The organism is Parvularcula sp. IMCC14364 (genome assembly GCF_030758415.1).
Classification (GTDB): Bacteria; Pseudomonadota; Alphaproteobacteria; order Caulobacterales; family Parvularculaceae; genus Aquisalinus.
Map to the genome: position 1 here is coordinate 1646298 of NZ_CP132334.1, position 14443 is coordinate 1660740.

Below are 14443 nucleotides of genomic sequence, written 5' to 3' on the forward strand. Positions count from 1 at the left end.
TAGAGCAGGAGTCATCAGATGGTTTGGCTGATTTTACATCAATGGATTTTGTTGTTGCTGGCCTTTTTGCTGGGCCTGCTGATTGGATGGTGGATCTGGTATCGCCGGGAGCGCGAGACCGTTACCGAGGTTCAGTCAGAGCCACAAACGATTGTGGCCGCAGCTGCTCTGCCTGAACAGGAAATCGCTGCAGAGCCGGTCGCCCTTGCAGACGTGCCAACCATGCAGGAAACAAGGCCGAGACTTTACGATACGGCCTCAGACGGGCCTGCTGATGATTTGAAGAAAATCAGCGGGATCGGCCCAAAGCTGGAAGGACTGCTCAACGACACGGGTGTCTATTATTTCCGCCAGATCCGCGACTGGACACCAGCAGAAGTTGCCTGGATTGACAGCAAGCTACAGTTCCCGGGTCGTATCGAGCGGGACAAATGGCAGGCACAGGCCGCCATTCTGGCAGATGGTGGCGACACTGACTTTGCCAGCCGATACGCCAAGGGCGAAACACCCTCTTCCTATCAGGGGTCACAGATTGATACATTGATAGGATCAACGGGTGCGGCGGCAGGTGCAACGAAAGCCAGCAGCGCTGAAAATGCAGGCGCAGTTGACCGCGCCAGCAAGTATATTGCTGATGTGCACCGGTATGATCCTGATGCGGAAGAAGATATTATCCGCCGAATCGTCAATCATCTTGGCATCGCGCTGCAAAGCCGGGATGCCTCTCTTGTAGCCTGCTCAGACAAGGCTGAGCGTGACCAGGTTGCCAATGGCTTCTGTGCCAAGAAACTCGGTATGGACGCGGAGACAGCACAGCGCGCCGTGGAAGAAGTTTGCCAGAGCATGAAAGCAGATCGTAACAAGCAGCGCGTGACGTTCTATTATCTGCTGGCAAAAAATGCAGGCAAGCTCGACAGCATTTAGGGGAGAACGACAGGCTGAGGTGTCATATATGGCCCCTCACAACCACGGCGACGATAAGCATTTCCCTGTCTCTGATCACTTTGTGCGAATGGCGGCTCGGGATCGCCGACATCCATCAGCCTCATTTTTCACTTCAATGCCATCAAAAATGCTGGTAGTGAACCTTCTCCACTGTGCGGGCCTGTAGCTCAGTTGGTTAGAGCTGGCGGCTCATAACCGCTAGGTCGGGGGTTCGAGTCCCTCCGGGCCCACCATTTTTGGACAGATAAAATTCGTGCTTTTCCGATTTTATTGCACCATGGTTGACACTACTCAACTGCAGGGTCTTACCTTGCCGAAGGAACACATCATGTCCCGATTTTATCTCTGCTTTCTCAGCCTGATTCTCTTTCTTGTTTCTGCTACTGCGAGCATGGCACAAAATGAGGACCTGATTGCGCAAAATCCTGATTTTCGGTCATTGCAGCCGACCTGGTTTCAGTCTGCCGAGCCCTTCCGCATCATCGGCGACATCCATTTTGTCGGTGTGAAGGGGCTTGCCATCTTTTTTATCCCGACAGCGGAGAGGCATATCGTCATTGATGGTGGCATGCCACAGAATGCGCCGCTGATAGCAGAAAATATTCGCACACTTGGCTATGATCCCGCTGACATCAAGATTCTCCTCAATACCCACGCCCATTTTGACCATTCAGGTGGGCTTGCGGCCATGAAAGAAATGAGCGGTGCGCAACTTATCGCGAGCGCAGGCGACCGCCCTTCCCTCGAAAGCGGGACCTATCTCGGTTACGAAGACGTGCCCTGGTTGAATGCACCGCCTGTTCAGGTGGATAGAGTGATCCGCGATGGAGAAATCGTCACTCTTGGTGGCGTTTCCCTGACGGCGCATCTGACGCCAGGACATACGCGCGGATGCACCTCATGGACATTGACAGTCCAGGAAGAGGAACAGGAATTCGATGCACTGATTTTTTGCTCCGCGACGGTGGCCCTGAACCGATTGGTCGGCCCGCCGCAATATGAAAGCATCGTGCAAGACTATCGCCAGACCTTCGAGAAGACCCGCGACTGGCAGCCGGATGTATTTCTGGCCAACCACCCTGATTTCTTCTCCATGAAGGCAAAAAGGGAAAAACAGCAGGATGGTGATCAGTTGGCTTTTGTGGATAAAGAAGAATTTTCGACGTTCATTGCACGGATGGAAGAATGGTTTGATGCGGCGCTGGCCAAGCAGACATCCAGCATGACATCAGCGGACGCTGATTAACGCAGTTTCGGCATCAGACTTCATTGAAGTCGGCGGCAAGGAGTGCTTACTCCTCGCTCTCAACGACCACGAGCACATCACCAGCATTGATGAGATCGCCCTGCGTCACATTTACAGCGATCACCTTGCCCGCGACAGACGCATTCAAGGTGATAAGCAGTTTCATGCTTTCCATCACTACCAATGGGGCGCCGGCTTCCACCATATCGCCTTCACTGACTTTAACCTCAGCGATTGAGCCAGGCATGTCGCTGATCACTTCTCCGCTGCCAGCCCCCCCCAACGCCAGTGCCCGGGCATATTCGACCGTCGGCATGATACGGTAAGTGCGCACAAGCCCGTTCAGGCCGAGATAAAAATGTTCAGCCGTCACCGCATAGACGAGCTTTTGGCGGTATCCGTTACGCATCAGGACAGCTTCGTTCCTTGAGACCTCGATGACACGAACATCAGTGTCAGTCACCTCTTCGGTCACGCAATACCCATCCGCTGTTGCTGCAAGAACCAGATCAACCGGATCAGTGCCCTCTTTCTCGACCGTCAGGAAGCTGCGTGCAGGCAAGCCTGCGCCGCGTAACGCCCGGAAGCCATGAAAAGGCACTTTCTGCGCCTGCAATGACTGCCAGATGACGGCCGCAAATATGCGTGCCTCTTCGCGTTCACTTTCATCAGCCTGCCACCCCTGCGGGAACACTTCTCCCAGAAAGGACGTGGTGGCCTCGCCATTATAGAAGTCAGGTGCCGCCGCACAGTCCGCCAGAAAGGCGACATTGCTCTCTACACCCATAATCGCGGTCGAGCGCAAGGCACTGATCAGTCGGTCACATGCCTGCTGTCTGTTGTCACCCTCAGCAATGACCTTGGCGATCATAGAATCGTAAAACTGGGAAATTTCTGATCCTGCCTGCACGCCGGTGTCAATCCGGATATCTCGCGGCCATTTGATATGATGGATGTGACCAATATCCGGCAGAAAGTTCTGAGCCGGTTTTTCCGCCGTCACCCGCGCTTCAATGGCATGACCTTTGGCCTGAACATCGCCCTGCACCAATGGCAGAGGTTCACCTGCGGCAATGCGGATCTGCAATTCTACCAGATCAAGGCCGGTGATATATTCTGTTACCGGATGTTCTACCTGCAATCGCGTATTCATTTCCAGAAATGCTGGTTCGTCGTCACCGGCATCCATGATAAACTCGACAGTGCCCAGGCTGTTATAATTTATTGCCTTGGCCAGTTGTACAGCCCGGTCAAACAGTTTCTGCCGGACAGCATCTGACAGATTTGGCGCGGGCGCCTCTTCCAGCACTTTCTGATTATTGCGCTGTACAGAGCAATCACGCTCCAGCAGATGAATGACATTGCCATGCTTGTCGCCTGCGATCTGAATCTCAAGATGCCGGGGGCGCGTGATGAGTTTTTCGACTAGCAATCGGTCATCACCAAAGGAGGACTTGCCTTCACGCCGGGCAAGGTCAATCGCCTCTTCCAGTTCCTTGCGCTCAAATACGCGGCGCATGCCCTTGCCGCCACCGCCCGCAGATGCCTTCACCATGACGGGAAAACCGATGCGCTCAGCGGCCTGAATAAGCGTTTCATTCGACTGGTCGTTACCGGCATAGCCCGGTACACCCGGCACGCCCGCTTCCTCGGCCAGTCGCTTGGATTCAATCTTGTCCCCCATGGCAGCAATGCAGGATGCATCAGGGCCGACAAACGTGATCCCAGTTTTTGCCAGCTCTTCTGCGAATTTCGTGTTCTCTGACAGGAAACCGTAACCAGGATGAATGGCTTCCGCCCCGCTCTTGAGGGCCGCGTCGATAATGCGGTCTATCTGAAGATAACTCTCAGAAGGTGGCGGCGGGCCGATATGTACAGCCTCATCTGCTTCACGCACATGCAGGGCATTTTTGTCCGCGTCAGAATAAACTGCAATGGTGCGAAGGCCCATACGCTTTGCCGTGCGCATGATACGACAGGCAATCTCGCCACGGTTGGCAACCAGGATGGATTTGAACATGGTCTGTCTCCCCTACATCCGGTAAACCGGACGCGGGCCGGTGTCTTTTTCAAAATCAGTTGTTATGCCAAGGCAAATGCCAAGCACATCGCGCGTCTGCTCCGGCTCTATGATGCCATCATCCCAGAGACGTGCCGTGGCGTAATACGGGTCTTCCTGCTCAGCAAACTGATCGATCGTTTTCTTTTCCAGTGCCTTTATCTTCTCTTCATCGGCTTTTTTCGCCCGTTGCAGGTCCGTCAGGACACTGGCAGCCGTCTCACCGCCCATGATGGCGATCCGGGATGTGGGCCAGGTAAAAAGGAAATCTGGCCGGAAAGCACGCCCGCACATGCCATAGTTCCCTGCCCCGTATGAGCCGCCACAAAGAAGAGTGATTTTCGGCACACGGGCATTTGAGACCGCATAGACCAGCTTGGCAGAGTGTTTGGAAATGCCATCACGCTCAGATTCAAGGCCAACCATGAAACCAGTTATATTCTGCATAAAGAACAGGGGTATCTGGCGTTGGTCGCAAAGCTCGATGAAGTGTGCGCCTTTGATGGCTGATTCAGCAAAAAGCACCCCATTATTGGCGATAATGCCAACAGGGTGGCCGTGTATTTTCGCAAAACCACAAACCAGTGTCGTCCCGAAGTCAGGCTTGAATGGCTGAAATGCGCTGTCGTCAACAATACGTGCAATAATTTCCCTAATATCATAGGGGCGCTTGAGGTCATTACCAATAATCCCGCCAATTTCAGCCGGGTCGTAACGTGGTGGCAGAACGTCTTCACCCGTCGCCAGTTTTCGCGGGCTGTTCAGATTGGCAACAATGTCACGCATCTTGCCAAGTGCTTCTGCCTCTGAATGGGCGATATGATCTGACACCCCTGTTTCATAAGTATGGAGTTCAGCGCCGCCGAGACTGTCTGCATCAATCTCTTCTTTGGTCGCAGCTTTCACCAATGGCGGGCCGCCAAGAAAAATATGACCATGTCCCTTGGTCATGATTACTTCATCAGAAAGAGCCGGAATATAGGCACCGCCCGCGGTGCACGGGCCAAATACGGCTGCGAGCTGCGGAATACCCTTGGCTGACATCCGGCTCTGCATATAGAATGAGCCGCCGAAATGCTCCTTATCCGGAAATATAAGGTCCTGCTGAGGCAAATTGCCGCCGCCACTGTCTACCAGATAGATGACCGGCAGGCGCTGTTCGTCCGCAATCTCCTGCGCGCGGAAGTGTTTTTTCACCGTCTCGGCAAAATAAGTGCCGCCGGAGACCGTGGCATCATGAGCAATAATCATGCAGGGCACGCCTGATACGATACCAATGCCCGTCACAATACCAGCCCCCGGCACACGATTGTCATACATGCCCCAGGCCGCAAGCGAGGACAGTTCCAGGAACGGTGCATCCGGATCAAGCAGCATATCTATGCGATCACGCACCGGAATTTTACCCCGACTTATATGTCGCTCGCGCATTTTTTCGCCGCCGCCCTGTGCCACCTGCGCATGATTTTCGCGCAACTTTTCAAGGGCCTTTCTGAAACCGGCCAAACGGTTCTGAAAGTCTTCGTTATTCGGGACAGCTGATGTCTGCAATACAGGCATTCGCGTTTCCTCTCTCGTGCGATCTACCGCTTTATGCGGTTTTGCGGGTTGCACTCTCCTGTCATGGCTTTGACGTATCCCGCCGTAAGGATCAATGCTTGCAAATCTGCCTAACATTTGTTAGGCAGATTTGCACAAGCTTGAACCTCAAGGAGAACATCCCATGCCCGACGCTTCATCAGACGTGACAACTTCCCCCTACTTTCGTCTTGAACATGAAATGCTCCGGGACCAGCTGGCGCGCTTCATCAATGAAGAAGTCAAGCCCCATGGTGAGAAATGGGAACAGGAAGGCAAGGTGCCCCGTGAGACTTTGAAAAAAATGGGGGACAATGGTTTTCTCGGCATTCACTACCCGGAAGAATTCGGTGGTTCTGAGCTGGATACAATCGCAACAGCTGTATATGCGGAAGAGCTTGGAAAATCCACCTTTGGCGGTTTCGCAATCACCCCGCTTGTACACACGGACATGTCCTCCGTGCACATTCTCAATGCCGGTTCACAGGAGCAGAAAGAACGCTTCCTGCCGGATGTCATCGCCGGCAACCGCATTGGCGCCATTGGCCTGACAGAGCCACGCGCCGGCTCTGACCTCAAGGGCATCGGCACCAAAGCCAAAAAGGTAGATGGCGGCTGGGTCGTCAATGGCTCCAAAATTTTCATTACCAACGGGGTCTATGGCGATTTTGTCTGCGCGCTGGTCAAAACCGGCGATGCCGACGAAAAACCAACGCGGGCGGCTACCATGTTAATCATCGAAAAAGAGTTTGACGGTTTCTCGGTCGCGCAAAAGCTGAACAAGCAAGGCTGGCGCTGTTCAGATACGGCGGAGCTCGTTTTTGAGGATTGCTTCGTGCCTGATGAAAACGTCATCGGCGAGCCCGGTCGCGGCTTTTATGCAGCCATGCAGAATCTGCAGAACGAACGCATTGTCATCGGTGCCATGGCCATGGGCGAGGCACAGGCCGCTATCGACATTACACTTGAATGGGTGAAGCAACGCCAGGCTTTCGGCGGCGTTCTCTGGGACAAGCAGACAATTCGCCAGCGCTTGGCCATGCAGCAGGCGAAGGTCGAAGCGGGTCGTCAGCTTGTCTACCACGCAGCCTGGAAAGTCGCTAATGGTCAAGATGCTGTCAAAGATGTGTCCATGCTGAAAGCACTGTGCGGCGAGCTGGTCAATGAAGTTCTCTATGACTGCGTGCAGTTCCACGGTGGCTCCGGCTATATCGAAGAAACACCGATCAATCGCATGTTCCGTGATGTCAGGGTACAGTCTATTGGCGGCGGGGCAACGGAAGTCATGCTGGAAGAAGTCGCGAAACGAATGTAGATGCCAGACGCTTCCTCTTTCCCGCAAACTGATATGCGGCGGCGTATTCTTGATGCCGCCGCCCTCCTGCTCGCCCAAAATGGCTACAAGGCCACAACACTGCGCAATATCGCAGAGACTGCGGGCCTGAAAGCGGGGTCAATATATTATCATTTTCCTTCGAAAGATCAGATTACGGTCGAAGTGCTGAATGAAGGTGTCAGGCAGGTTTCGCACGCCGTGCAGAATGCTCTCAACGACACAAAAAACCTCGACGGAGCCAGGATCATGCGGGCGGCCGTTATGGCCCACCTGAAGGCACTGTCAGAGCACTCTTCATACACACGCGCTTCAATTCGGTGCTTCAGCATGGTTCCGGAAGAAATCCGCCAGCAAACAGTGGAAGTGCGCCGGGCCTTTGACAGCGACTGGCTCGATATTCTGAAAACTGTTCAGGCCAAGGGAGCGATACACACAGGCACGGATCTCAAAAGCCTGCATCTGATTATTCTTGGCACACTGAACTGGACACTTGAATGGCAGGGCGCAAGCGATCTTGAACGCGCGCACCTGGCGCAGACATTGACCTCACTTATACTGGTCTGAATAATTTCTCAGTCAGATTCCAGCACATCTGAGATGCTTCTGACAGTTCCATCCGGCTCCCGAAGGGCAAGAAGGTAATTGGCTGTATTGTAAACACTATATTTGTTGGCAGGGTCAAAAAGAGTCGTCCCCTGATGAACTGCAGCAAGCGCCTGCATTGCCCTCACTGCATCCTGTGAGCCAGTGACAGCATATATGCTGGCAAGGGAAGCATAGGCTGATGATACATAGCCACCCGCATCATTTGGATAACTCTCAGAGGCGCCTTCGTAGTTTTGAGTGCGGCTGATCATCTCTGACCAACTGCCAACGGGTTCTTCCGTTTGTTCATCCTTCAGGGCGTGGGTGTAGACGGCCCCCAGCGCCGGATCTGCGCCATCAGCCAGAAAACGCCCGGTATGATAATTGGCAGCCCAGGCAATGACTTCGCCCGCAACCGGCGAGCCGCGCATTGCTTCCAGCGAGAGCACCATCATCATGTAATCATTCTGCCATGGCGAGACCCGCGCAGGCTCTCCGTTCACCTCTTCCGCAAACCAGCCTTCTGTCTCACCTGCTGCATCCATCCGTCCTTCAAGAGTGTAACGGCGGAACAGATGTCCGATACTGTCACTCAGGGATTTTTCAAAATAGACTTTCAACGGGTGCGCATCCGGTAAAATCCAGGCAGCCGCCCCAACGTCGCGCAAAGCCCACGCTCGTGAGCGCACTTGAATTGCCTCAGTAACGATTGCCGCCTCTTCGCGCAGATCAGGCCATATCTGCGAGATGGCAAAAGCTGCTTCATGCGCCAGTGATCTTTTATAATACGCATCCCCTGTCACCAGATAGGCCGTGTAGGACAGAAGGGGCTTGTGCGCACTGTCGGGTGTCCAGCCACCATCACTCCCGGAGAAATATGCTTCCGGAATACGATCAGTTTCACGCCTGTAATCAGTACCGCGCTCTTCCGCCCAGAATTTCGGGCGCTCATCAACCCGCACAGGCTGACCCGTTTTGTCATCCATATAATGCCATGGCACAGACCCGGCCCGTTCAGCCATCGCAATCATGATATCATAGGCCTGCCGGTTTTGCGTTTTCAACCATTGTACATCCCATTCCGGCAACACGCCGATATCCTGCCGGTTGCCGGTTGTTGGCATATATTTCATCATCAGGCCGGCTGAGAAAATGCCGGTCTCTTTGCGCAGCTTTTCCGCATTAGCAGCAATGGCTGCTGCATTGACACCGAAGGTCAGATCAAATGGCGCAATGGTATTGGCAGAAATCAGATGAGCCGGGTCCAGTTGCACACCATAGGCTGGTCGACGTCCTTTCCAGATAATTTCAGACCAGTTTGACCCGCGATACTGCTCGATATTATCACGCTGCATGACTCGCGCATCGCCGTCTCGCACGCTTACATTGTAAGTCAGATCCCGATTGCCATCGGTAAAGGTTTTGTGGTTTTCAAAAACCAGTCTCGTGCGCACGGTGCGATCAGCAAGGAAACGAACATCAGCCCGCAGAGCCAGTAGCGGCCCGATTTCTCTGTAAACAGAAACTTCCGTCGCCAGCTCTCCCTGCAACCAGAATGTCCCTGCTTCAATCTCACTGCGGATCATATCAGCAAGGGCTACTTCCTCAGAAAAGTCAGCGCCATCTGCTGTCTCACCAGTGATCGCAACAGTCAGATTATACCCGTTGAGATCAGGCACCAGCGCAGGCTCTGCCGGCACGGATGCACTTTTGCTCAGCACGCCCTGTATCAGAGGCTGCTGCTGATTTGGTGGTACAAAAAGCGTGATCACCGCATGACGCACAGAGCCGTCACTGTGGAGCGCCTTGATGTCTTTTTGCATGACCCATCTGCGCCCGCCCACACGCATTGTCAGAGGGTCCGACGGCATTAACTGACCGCGCCTGAATGCCTGGCCGAACGTGATGATACCGGAAGTGGCTCTGGCATCACGAAGTCGCGTCAACCGCACCGCGACCAGATCGCCCTGCTGACTTGTCGGCTGAAATGCGGGCGCCATCAGTATGCCGCGTACAACTGCGCCATTTATATCCGGCTGCGCGGTACGCGCGGGAGGTGTATCTATTACGGTTGACGCCTCACGCTCCCGCCGGGCAACCCCGTCGCGCTCTTGAGCGTCCCGGCGAACCTGCTCCTGTGCCAACTGGTCTGAGGGCTCTATCACCCTGAGCTTCTGGCCACCTTCAAGCATCCTCTCCACAGCGCGCCTCTGCGTTGGCGTCAGCGTATCAAGATTAGCCTGTTCACGTATCGTCTTCTGCTCGACAACGGGCAGCCCACCTTCAGGTGCAGCCTGATAAAGTTCGGGCGTTGAAACTGGCAGCTCCAACGTGCCGCCATTGATGTTGTCAAAACTGTTCTGACTGAGAAAGACTGCCGCCTTTTCTGTATTCCGCAATAACCGTGCATTGGGTTTTTCATTTGTAACCTGGTTATTCTGAATAATGACATTTCCACGCTGGCCACCACGGCTGGTGTCGTAATTGATCAGGGATTCCTGCTCAGCGGAGGCGCGGCGGTGCATGACGTTACCGTCTACAACCAGCATACCACCGGCTGTAGCATCAATCATATAACTGGGCTGACCATCACGATCATCGAAGAACGTATTACGTACGATCGTCTGCTGTGTGGCCACGCTTTTGATATGATGGCCAATCCGGCTGCCCTCAAAACGGCTGCCGGTTACTTCCAGACGCGTTGCAGAAGAAATATAGATCCCATGACTGTATCCATCACCATAGCCATTGCTGATGAACTGCGATCCCGAAATGGTCACCTCGGAGCCGTCACTGCCTGTCGCAAGTATGCCATTCTCATTATTCCGGAAAATGCTGTCACGCACGATCAGTTCATTGCCTTCAACCCGGATACCAGCGCCGTTTTTGTCCGGTGAGGTGGCATTTTCAAATATCAGACCGCGTACTTCCAGCGACACACCGCGCAACGGAACAAGCAAGCCCTTCGCGACCGGGCGAACTGAAGTCAGGATGACTTCCCCCTCTCCGATGATCGTCAGATCGTAGGGAATTTCCAGGTCACTGGCTGCATAGCGGCCATTCTTGATCCGGATTGTCCCGCCCGGCCCCGCATCTGCGATTGCGTTACGCAGAGAATAATATGGTCCCTCGGTTCGACTGACGACAGGCCCATATTGAGCTACGGCTGAAGGCGACAGCAAAAGCGCACTGAATACGATGAGGGTTGTCAGAACTGCTGCTACGCGACGCATTACCTGTCTCCAAGTCACAGAATGTAACAGATGCAAGTTACGCGCCGATTAAGCAGATTGCAAAGCGTGTCAGGCTTGGCCAGTTTCCGTTGCAATGCTTCTGATATTCTCAAGAAGCTGGTCTGGTGGCAGAGCACCAGCGAAACCGAGACTTTCATTGATGATGAATGTCGGCACGCCGTCTACCCCCCCGCTTCTGAACGCCGCCACTTCATCTCGTACGTCATTACAATCTTCATCGGTTTCAAGGCGCGCACGCACATCAGCACCGTCCATGCCGGAAGCAGCGGCAATACGGCTCAACTCGTCAGTCTGGCTGATGTCGCGTCCTTGTTGCCAATAGGCCGAGAAAAGTGCTTCCACAAACTCAATTTGCACGCCATCAAGATGCGACCAGCGCAAAACGCGAAGCGCGTTCAGCGAATTTATCAGTTTAGTAGGCCCAGCAATATTCAAATCGAGACCAGCACCTGTCGCCGCATCGCGCAACGCATCTGCCAGAGCCGACCTGTGCGCGCTATCGGGAAATTTTTTTTCGATATAGGCTTTGCGGTCCACGCCCTCCTCCGGAGTGTCCGGCGCGAGCTGATACGGTCGGTATCGCACGACGACTTCATGTGAGAACGACATGGCCATCAGCACACGGTCAAGAGACCGCTTGCCCACATAGCACCAGGGACAGACGGGGTCTGCCACCATATCAATCACAAGGCGGGGTTTTGCGTCGCTCATCTGAATGTCTCTAGGCGAAGCAGCGTCAGAAGTAAAACAGCGATAGAAATATCCTATCGCTGTCTAGAGATTTTCTAATGTGTCACGGAACCGTCAGATTAGTTCAGTTCAGTCAGTTCAAGATTTGTTACGCCAGAGCGCTCGATTGTGCACTTCACTTCGTAATTCTGACTATCGTCAGAGGAAATTGCTTCAAGCGTCAGTGTGCGTACACGGGTGCCTTTTTTGTTCTCGAAACCAAGGCGGTAGTTATCCATATTCAAACGACCTTCTTCAGTCAGTGCAGCGCGACAGGCGCGAACGTCGTCCTGTGTACCGGCAAAAGCAGGCGCAGCAGAAAGAACGGCGATAGAAGATACGGCGATAGCAGCAAGGGAAGATTTCAGCATGTCAGGTCTCTCAAGGTTGGGTTTACAGAACCGGATATTTCTATCCGGCTGGTTGTCATTTGGGTTCGTATATGTCATAATTCAAATGCATCTGATAAATGATACTTATGATGATTTCGCATGACTGAAAGAACACTGGAAAGTCTCGACCTGAACCTGCTGCTGGCTCTGCACTGGTTGCTGACAGAACGGAATGTGACGGAAGCAGCAGCAAGGCTTGATCTGTCACAACCGGCGATGAGCAGAACGCTGAGCCGGTTGCGCGATGTCTTTAATGACCCGCTTCTGGTGAAGGCAGGCCGCACCATGCTGCCGACCCCCAAAGCTGACAAGCTACAGCCAGCTGTTGCCCATGCTGTCGAGCGAATGCGTGATATTCTGCGCATTACCGATACGTTCGACCCGAGTACACATAAAGGACGTGTCCGAATTGCCTGCAAGGAATATCGAAACTATGTAATATCGAGCATCTGGGCGCGCAAGATTAGCCCGCTTGCACCGGGCATTGAACTTGATATCTCTGATCTGACCTTTGCTGCAGCAAATGATCTGGTTTCAGGACAGATAGATCTGGTCTTCATGCCAGATGTTGCTTTTGTTGACGTGCCACCTGGGCTTGACCTTGACCAGTTTGTGCAGAAACCGATTTTTGATGAACGGTATATATGCGCCATTCGCAAGGACCATCCTCTCGCAGGCAGGAAAATGTCACTGAAGCAATATATCGGACTTGACCATATTCTGGTCAATCCGGGTGGCAAGGACACCGGAGTGATGGATCAGGAACTTGCAAAGCAAGGGCTGTCCCGCCGTATAAAATATCGTACCTACAGTTTCTTTTCAGCACGTTTTCTGGTCATGGAATCCGATTGTATCCTGACCGCACCGGAGGGATTCATCAGCACCTTTGCAGATGATGTTTATACATTCCCGCCGCCAACGCCGGCCCCCAATCTGACAACTTTCGCCGGCTGGCATCCGAACTGGACCCATGACCAGCGCCATAAATGGGTGCGCGAGACACTTTTCAAGGAACTCCGCGTTGCCATGGAAAAAGAACCGCTTCGCCAGACGGCCTGACAACCTTCTGTGGGGTGTGATGGCAAAGTCACACTTTTATGGCGTTGTTGGCTGGCGCACCAACATGGTTATTGATATAACATGATGGGGATGACGATGGCACACGACGACCACGATGATGAGACACCTAAAAATCTCACTAAGAATGAGGCAATGGTCTATGAGGCGATGAAACTCACAGACAGACCTCAGAAAGCCTATGATTTGCTGGACGTTCTTAAAAGCAGCGGTGTGAGAGCACCGATGACCATCTACCGGGCGTTGGAAGGCCTGGAGCAGAAAGGTCTTGTTCACAAACTGGATGCCCTCAACGCTTTTGTGCGCTGTAATCACGATCAGCCGCATGAAGTGGAGACATTTCTGGTCTGTGACAAATGCTCGCAGGTGCAGGAAATCGAAACCAATGTCGGGCAGGCCGTTCCCTCTGTAGAGTCCAATGTGCGGGCAGTCGTTATCGAGAAAGGCTTCAGGATGTCAGCCGCCAGGCTGGAAATCAAAGGCGTCTGCGCCCGCTGTGCCGAACCTGCCTTGGCAACGGGCTAAAAGCTCAGCCTTTATACCAGCCAGCATCAACTTCGCGCCGGGCACCCTCGCCCCATTCCTGCATGGCAGGATGTGTCCAGAGAGTATCCAGCCATGCTGCGATGCGCGTCGAGACACGTACCGGTCCATAGGTTCGCAAGCGCGAGACAACTGGGGCGAACATGGCATCGGCGATCGAAAAGTCGCCAAACAGAAAAGATCCGTCCTCGCCCGAACCATAATGCTCCAATGCTTCGCTCCACAGGAACTGCAACCTGCCAATATCCTTGCGAACACCCGGGCCACCCCAGACATTGGCCCCTTCCCGGGTAAACTCCATGGGCCAGGTATCTCTGATATTGGAAAAACCGGAATGCATTTCTGCACACATGGACCTGGCCATTGCTCGTGCCGCACTGTTCTCGGGCCAGAGCTGTTTTTCAGGATAAAGTTCTGCCAGATATTCCGAAATCGCCAGAGAATCCCAAATGGTGAGGTCCCCTTTGCGCAGGCAGGGCACTAACCCGGACGGAGAATGCGCTTTCAGGGCAGCGCGACTTTCCGGCTGATCCAGACGAATCAGCACCTCACGGAAGGGAATATCAAAGGCTTTCATCACCAGCCATGGCCGCAAGGACCATGAGGATAGATTCTTGCTGCCAATGATGAGGGTAAAGTCTTCTGCCATCTTATTCTCCAGACCGGTTCATCACCCACTGATAGCCCGCTGGCAACACT

12 protein-coding genes and 1 tRNA gene are annotated in these 14443 nt (G+C 53.6%); 7 read left to right on the plus strand and 6 right to left on the minus strand.

Going from position 1 to position 14443, the window contains the following annotated elements:
- Positions 1-18 precede the first annotated feature (18 nt).
- The 3 genes from RAL90_RS07885 (at position 19) to bla (ending at position 2191) form a co-directional block, all read left to right on the plus strand.
- On the plus strand, positions 19-924 hold the full coding sequence (locus tag RAL90_RS07885) for a DUF2853 family protein (protein ID WP_306253972.1): 906 nt from the start codon (positions 19-21) through the stop codon (positions 922-924).
- Positions 925-1101: 177 nt separating this feature from the next.
- A tRNA-Ile gene (locus RAL90_RS07890) sits at positions 1102-1178 on the plus strand.
- Positions 1179-1273: 95 nt separating this feature from the next.
- Positions 1274-2191, plus strand: coding sequence for a subclass B3 metallo-beta-lactamase (gene bla / locus RAL90_RS07895; RefSeq protein WP_306253973.1), 918 nt, complete (start codon positions 1274-1276; stop codon positions 2189-2191).
- Positions 2192-2237: 46 nt separating this feature from the next.
- Here the strand turns inward: bla and RAL90_RS07900 are convergent, their stop codons facing one another.
- Entirely contained in the window at positions 2238-4211 is a 1974-nt protein-coding gene (locus tag RAL90_RS07900; RefSeq protein WP_306253974.1) for a biotin carboxylase N-terminal domain-containing protein, read from the minus strand.
- A 12-nt stretch (positions 4212-4223) separates the two neighbouring features.
- Complete coding sequence (locus RAL90_RS07905) at positions 4224-5810, minus strand: acyl-CoA carboxylase subunit beta (protein WP_306253975.1); 1587 nt, start codon at positions 5808-5810, stop codon at positions 4224-4226.
- Between the two features lie 163 nt (positions 5811-5973).
- Between RAL90_RS07905 and RAL90_RS07910 the strand changes: the two genes are divergently transcribed.
- Positions 5974-7143: an acyl-CoA dehydrogenase family protein gene (locus tag RAL90_RS07910; protein ID WP_306253976.1), complete on the plus strand. Its 1170-nt coding sequence runs from the start codon at positions 5974-5976 to the stop codon at positions 7141-7143.
- The gene (locus RAL90_RS07915; protein ID WP_306253977.1) at positions 7144-7728 is read left to right on the plus strand and encodes a TetR/AcrR family transcriptional regulator; all 585 of its coding nucleotides are present in this window, start codon (positions 7144-7146) and stop codon (positions 7726-7728) included. It begins immediately after the preceding gene.
- An 8-nt stretch (positions 7729-7736) separates the two neighbouring features.
- Here the strand turns inward: RAL90_RS07915 and RAL90_RS07920 are convergent, their stop codons facing one another.
- The 3 genes from RAL90_RS07920 to RAL90_RS07930 all read right to left on the minus strand — a co-directional run bounded on the left by RAL90_RS07920 (position 7737) and on the right by RAL90_RS07930 (position 12181).
- Entirely contained in the window at positions 7737-10982 is a 3246-nt protein-coding gene (locus RAL90_RS07920) for a nitrous oxide reductase family maturation protein NosD (protein WP_306253978.1), read from the minus strand.
- Positions 10983-11051: 69 nt separating this feature from the next.
- Positions 11052-11714: a DsbA family protein gene (locus RAL90_RS07925; protein WP_306253979.1), complete on the minus strand. Its 663-nt coding sequence runs from the start codon at positions 11712-11714 to the stop codon at positions 11052-11054.
- A gap of 98 nt (positions 11715-11812) precedes the next feature.
- Positions 11813-12181: a hypothetical protein gene (locus tag RAL90_RS07930; protein WP_306253980.1), complete on the minus strand. Its 369-nt coding sequence runs from the start codon at positions 12179-12181 to the stop codon at positions 11813-11815.
- Positions 12182-12223: 42 nt separating this feature from the next.
- Here RAL90_RS07930 and RAL90_RS07935 point away from each other — a divergent pair, with 42 nt between their 5' ends.
- Both RAL90_RS07935 and RAL90_RS07940 read left to right on the plus strand, forming a co-directional pair.
- The gene (locus RAL90_RS07935) at positions 12224-13183 is read left to right on the plus strand and encodes a LysR family transcriptional regulator (protein ID WP_306253981.1); all 960 of its coding nucleotides are present in this window, start codon (positions 12224-12226) and stop codon (positions 13181-13183) included.
- A 96-nt stretch (positions 13184-13279) separates the two neighbouring features.
- The gene (locus RAL90_RS07940; protein WP_306253982.1) at positions 13280-13726 is read left to right on the plus strand and encodes a Fur family transcriptional regulator; all 447 of its coding nucleotides are present in this window, start codon (positions 13280-13282) and stop codon (positions 13724-13726) included.
- Between the two features lie 4 nt (positions 13727-13730).
- On the opposite strand, the gene RAL90_RS07945 is transcribed toward RAL90_RS07940, so the two are convergent.
- Complete coding sequence (locus tag RAL90_RS07945; RefSeq protein WP_306253983.1) at positions 13731-14393, minus strand: glutathione S-transferase family protein; 663 nt, start codon at positions 14391-14393, stop codon at positions 13731-13733.
- Between the last annotated feature and the right edge of the window lie 50 nt (positions 14394-14443).

Excerpts from the sequence above, each read along its gene's own strand:
- RAL90_RS07885 (WP_306253972.1), top strand. The coding sequence starts at position 19 with ATGGTTTGGCTGATTTTACATCAATGGATTTTGTTGTTGCTGGCCTTT.
- bla (WP_306253973.1), top strand. The coding sequence starts at position 1,274 with ATGTCCCGATTTTATCTCTGCTTTCTCAGCCTGATTCTCTTTCTTGTT.
- RAL90_RS07900 (WP_306253974.1), bottom strand. The coding sequence starts at position 4,211 with ATGTTCAAATCCATCCTGGTTGCCAACCGTGGCGAGATTGCCTGTCGT.
- RAL90_RS07905 (WP_306253975.1), bottom strand. The coding sequence starts at position 5,810 with ATGCCTGTATTGCAGACATCAGCTGTCCCGAATAACGAAGACTTTCAG.
- RAL90_RS07910 (WP_306253976.1), top strand. The coding sequence starts at position 5,974 with ATGCCCGACGCTTCATCAGACGTGACAACTTCCCCCTACTTTCGTCTT.
- RAL90_RS07915 (WP_306253977.1), top strand. The coding sequence starts at position 7,144 with ATGCCAGACGCTTCCTCTTTCCCGCAAACTGATATGCGGCGGCGTATT.
- RAL90_RS07920 (WP_306253978.1), bottom strand. The coding sequence starts at position 10,982 with ATGCGTCGCGTAGCAGCAGTTCTGACAACCCTCATCGTATTCAGTGCG.
- RAL90_RS07925 (WP_306253979.1), bottom strand. The coding sequence starts at position 11,714 with ATGAGCGACGCAAAACCCCGCCTTGTGATTGATATGGTGGCAGACCCC.
- RAL90_RS07930 (WP_306253980.1), bottom strand. The coding sequence starts at position 12,181 with ATGACATATACGAACCCAAATGACAACCAGCCGGATAGAAATATCCGG.
- RAL90_RS07935 (WP_306253981.1), top strand. The coding sequence starts at position 12,224 with ATGACTGAAAGAACACTGGAAAGTCTCGACCTGAACCTGCTGCTGGCT.
- RAL90_RS07940 (WP_306253982.1), top strand. The coding sequence starts at position 13,280 with ATGGCACACGACGACCACGATGATGAGACACCTAAAAATCTCACTAAG.
- RAL90_RS07945 (WP_306253983.1), bottom strand. The coding sequence starts at position 14,393 with ATGGCAGAAGACTTTACCCTCATCATTGGCAGCAAGAATCTATCCTCA.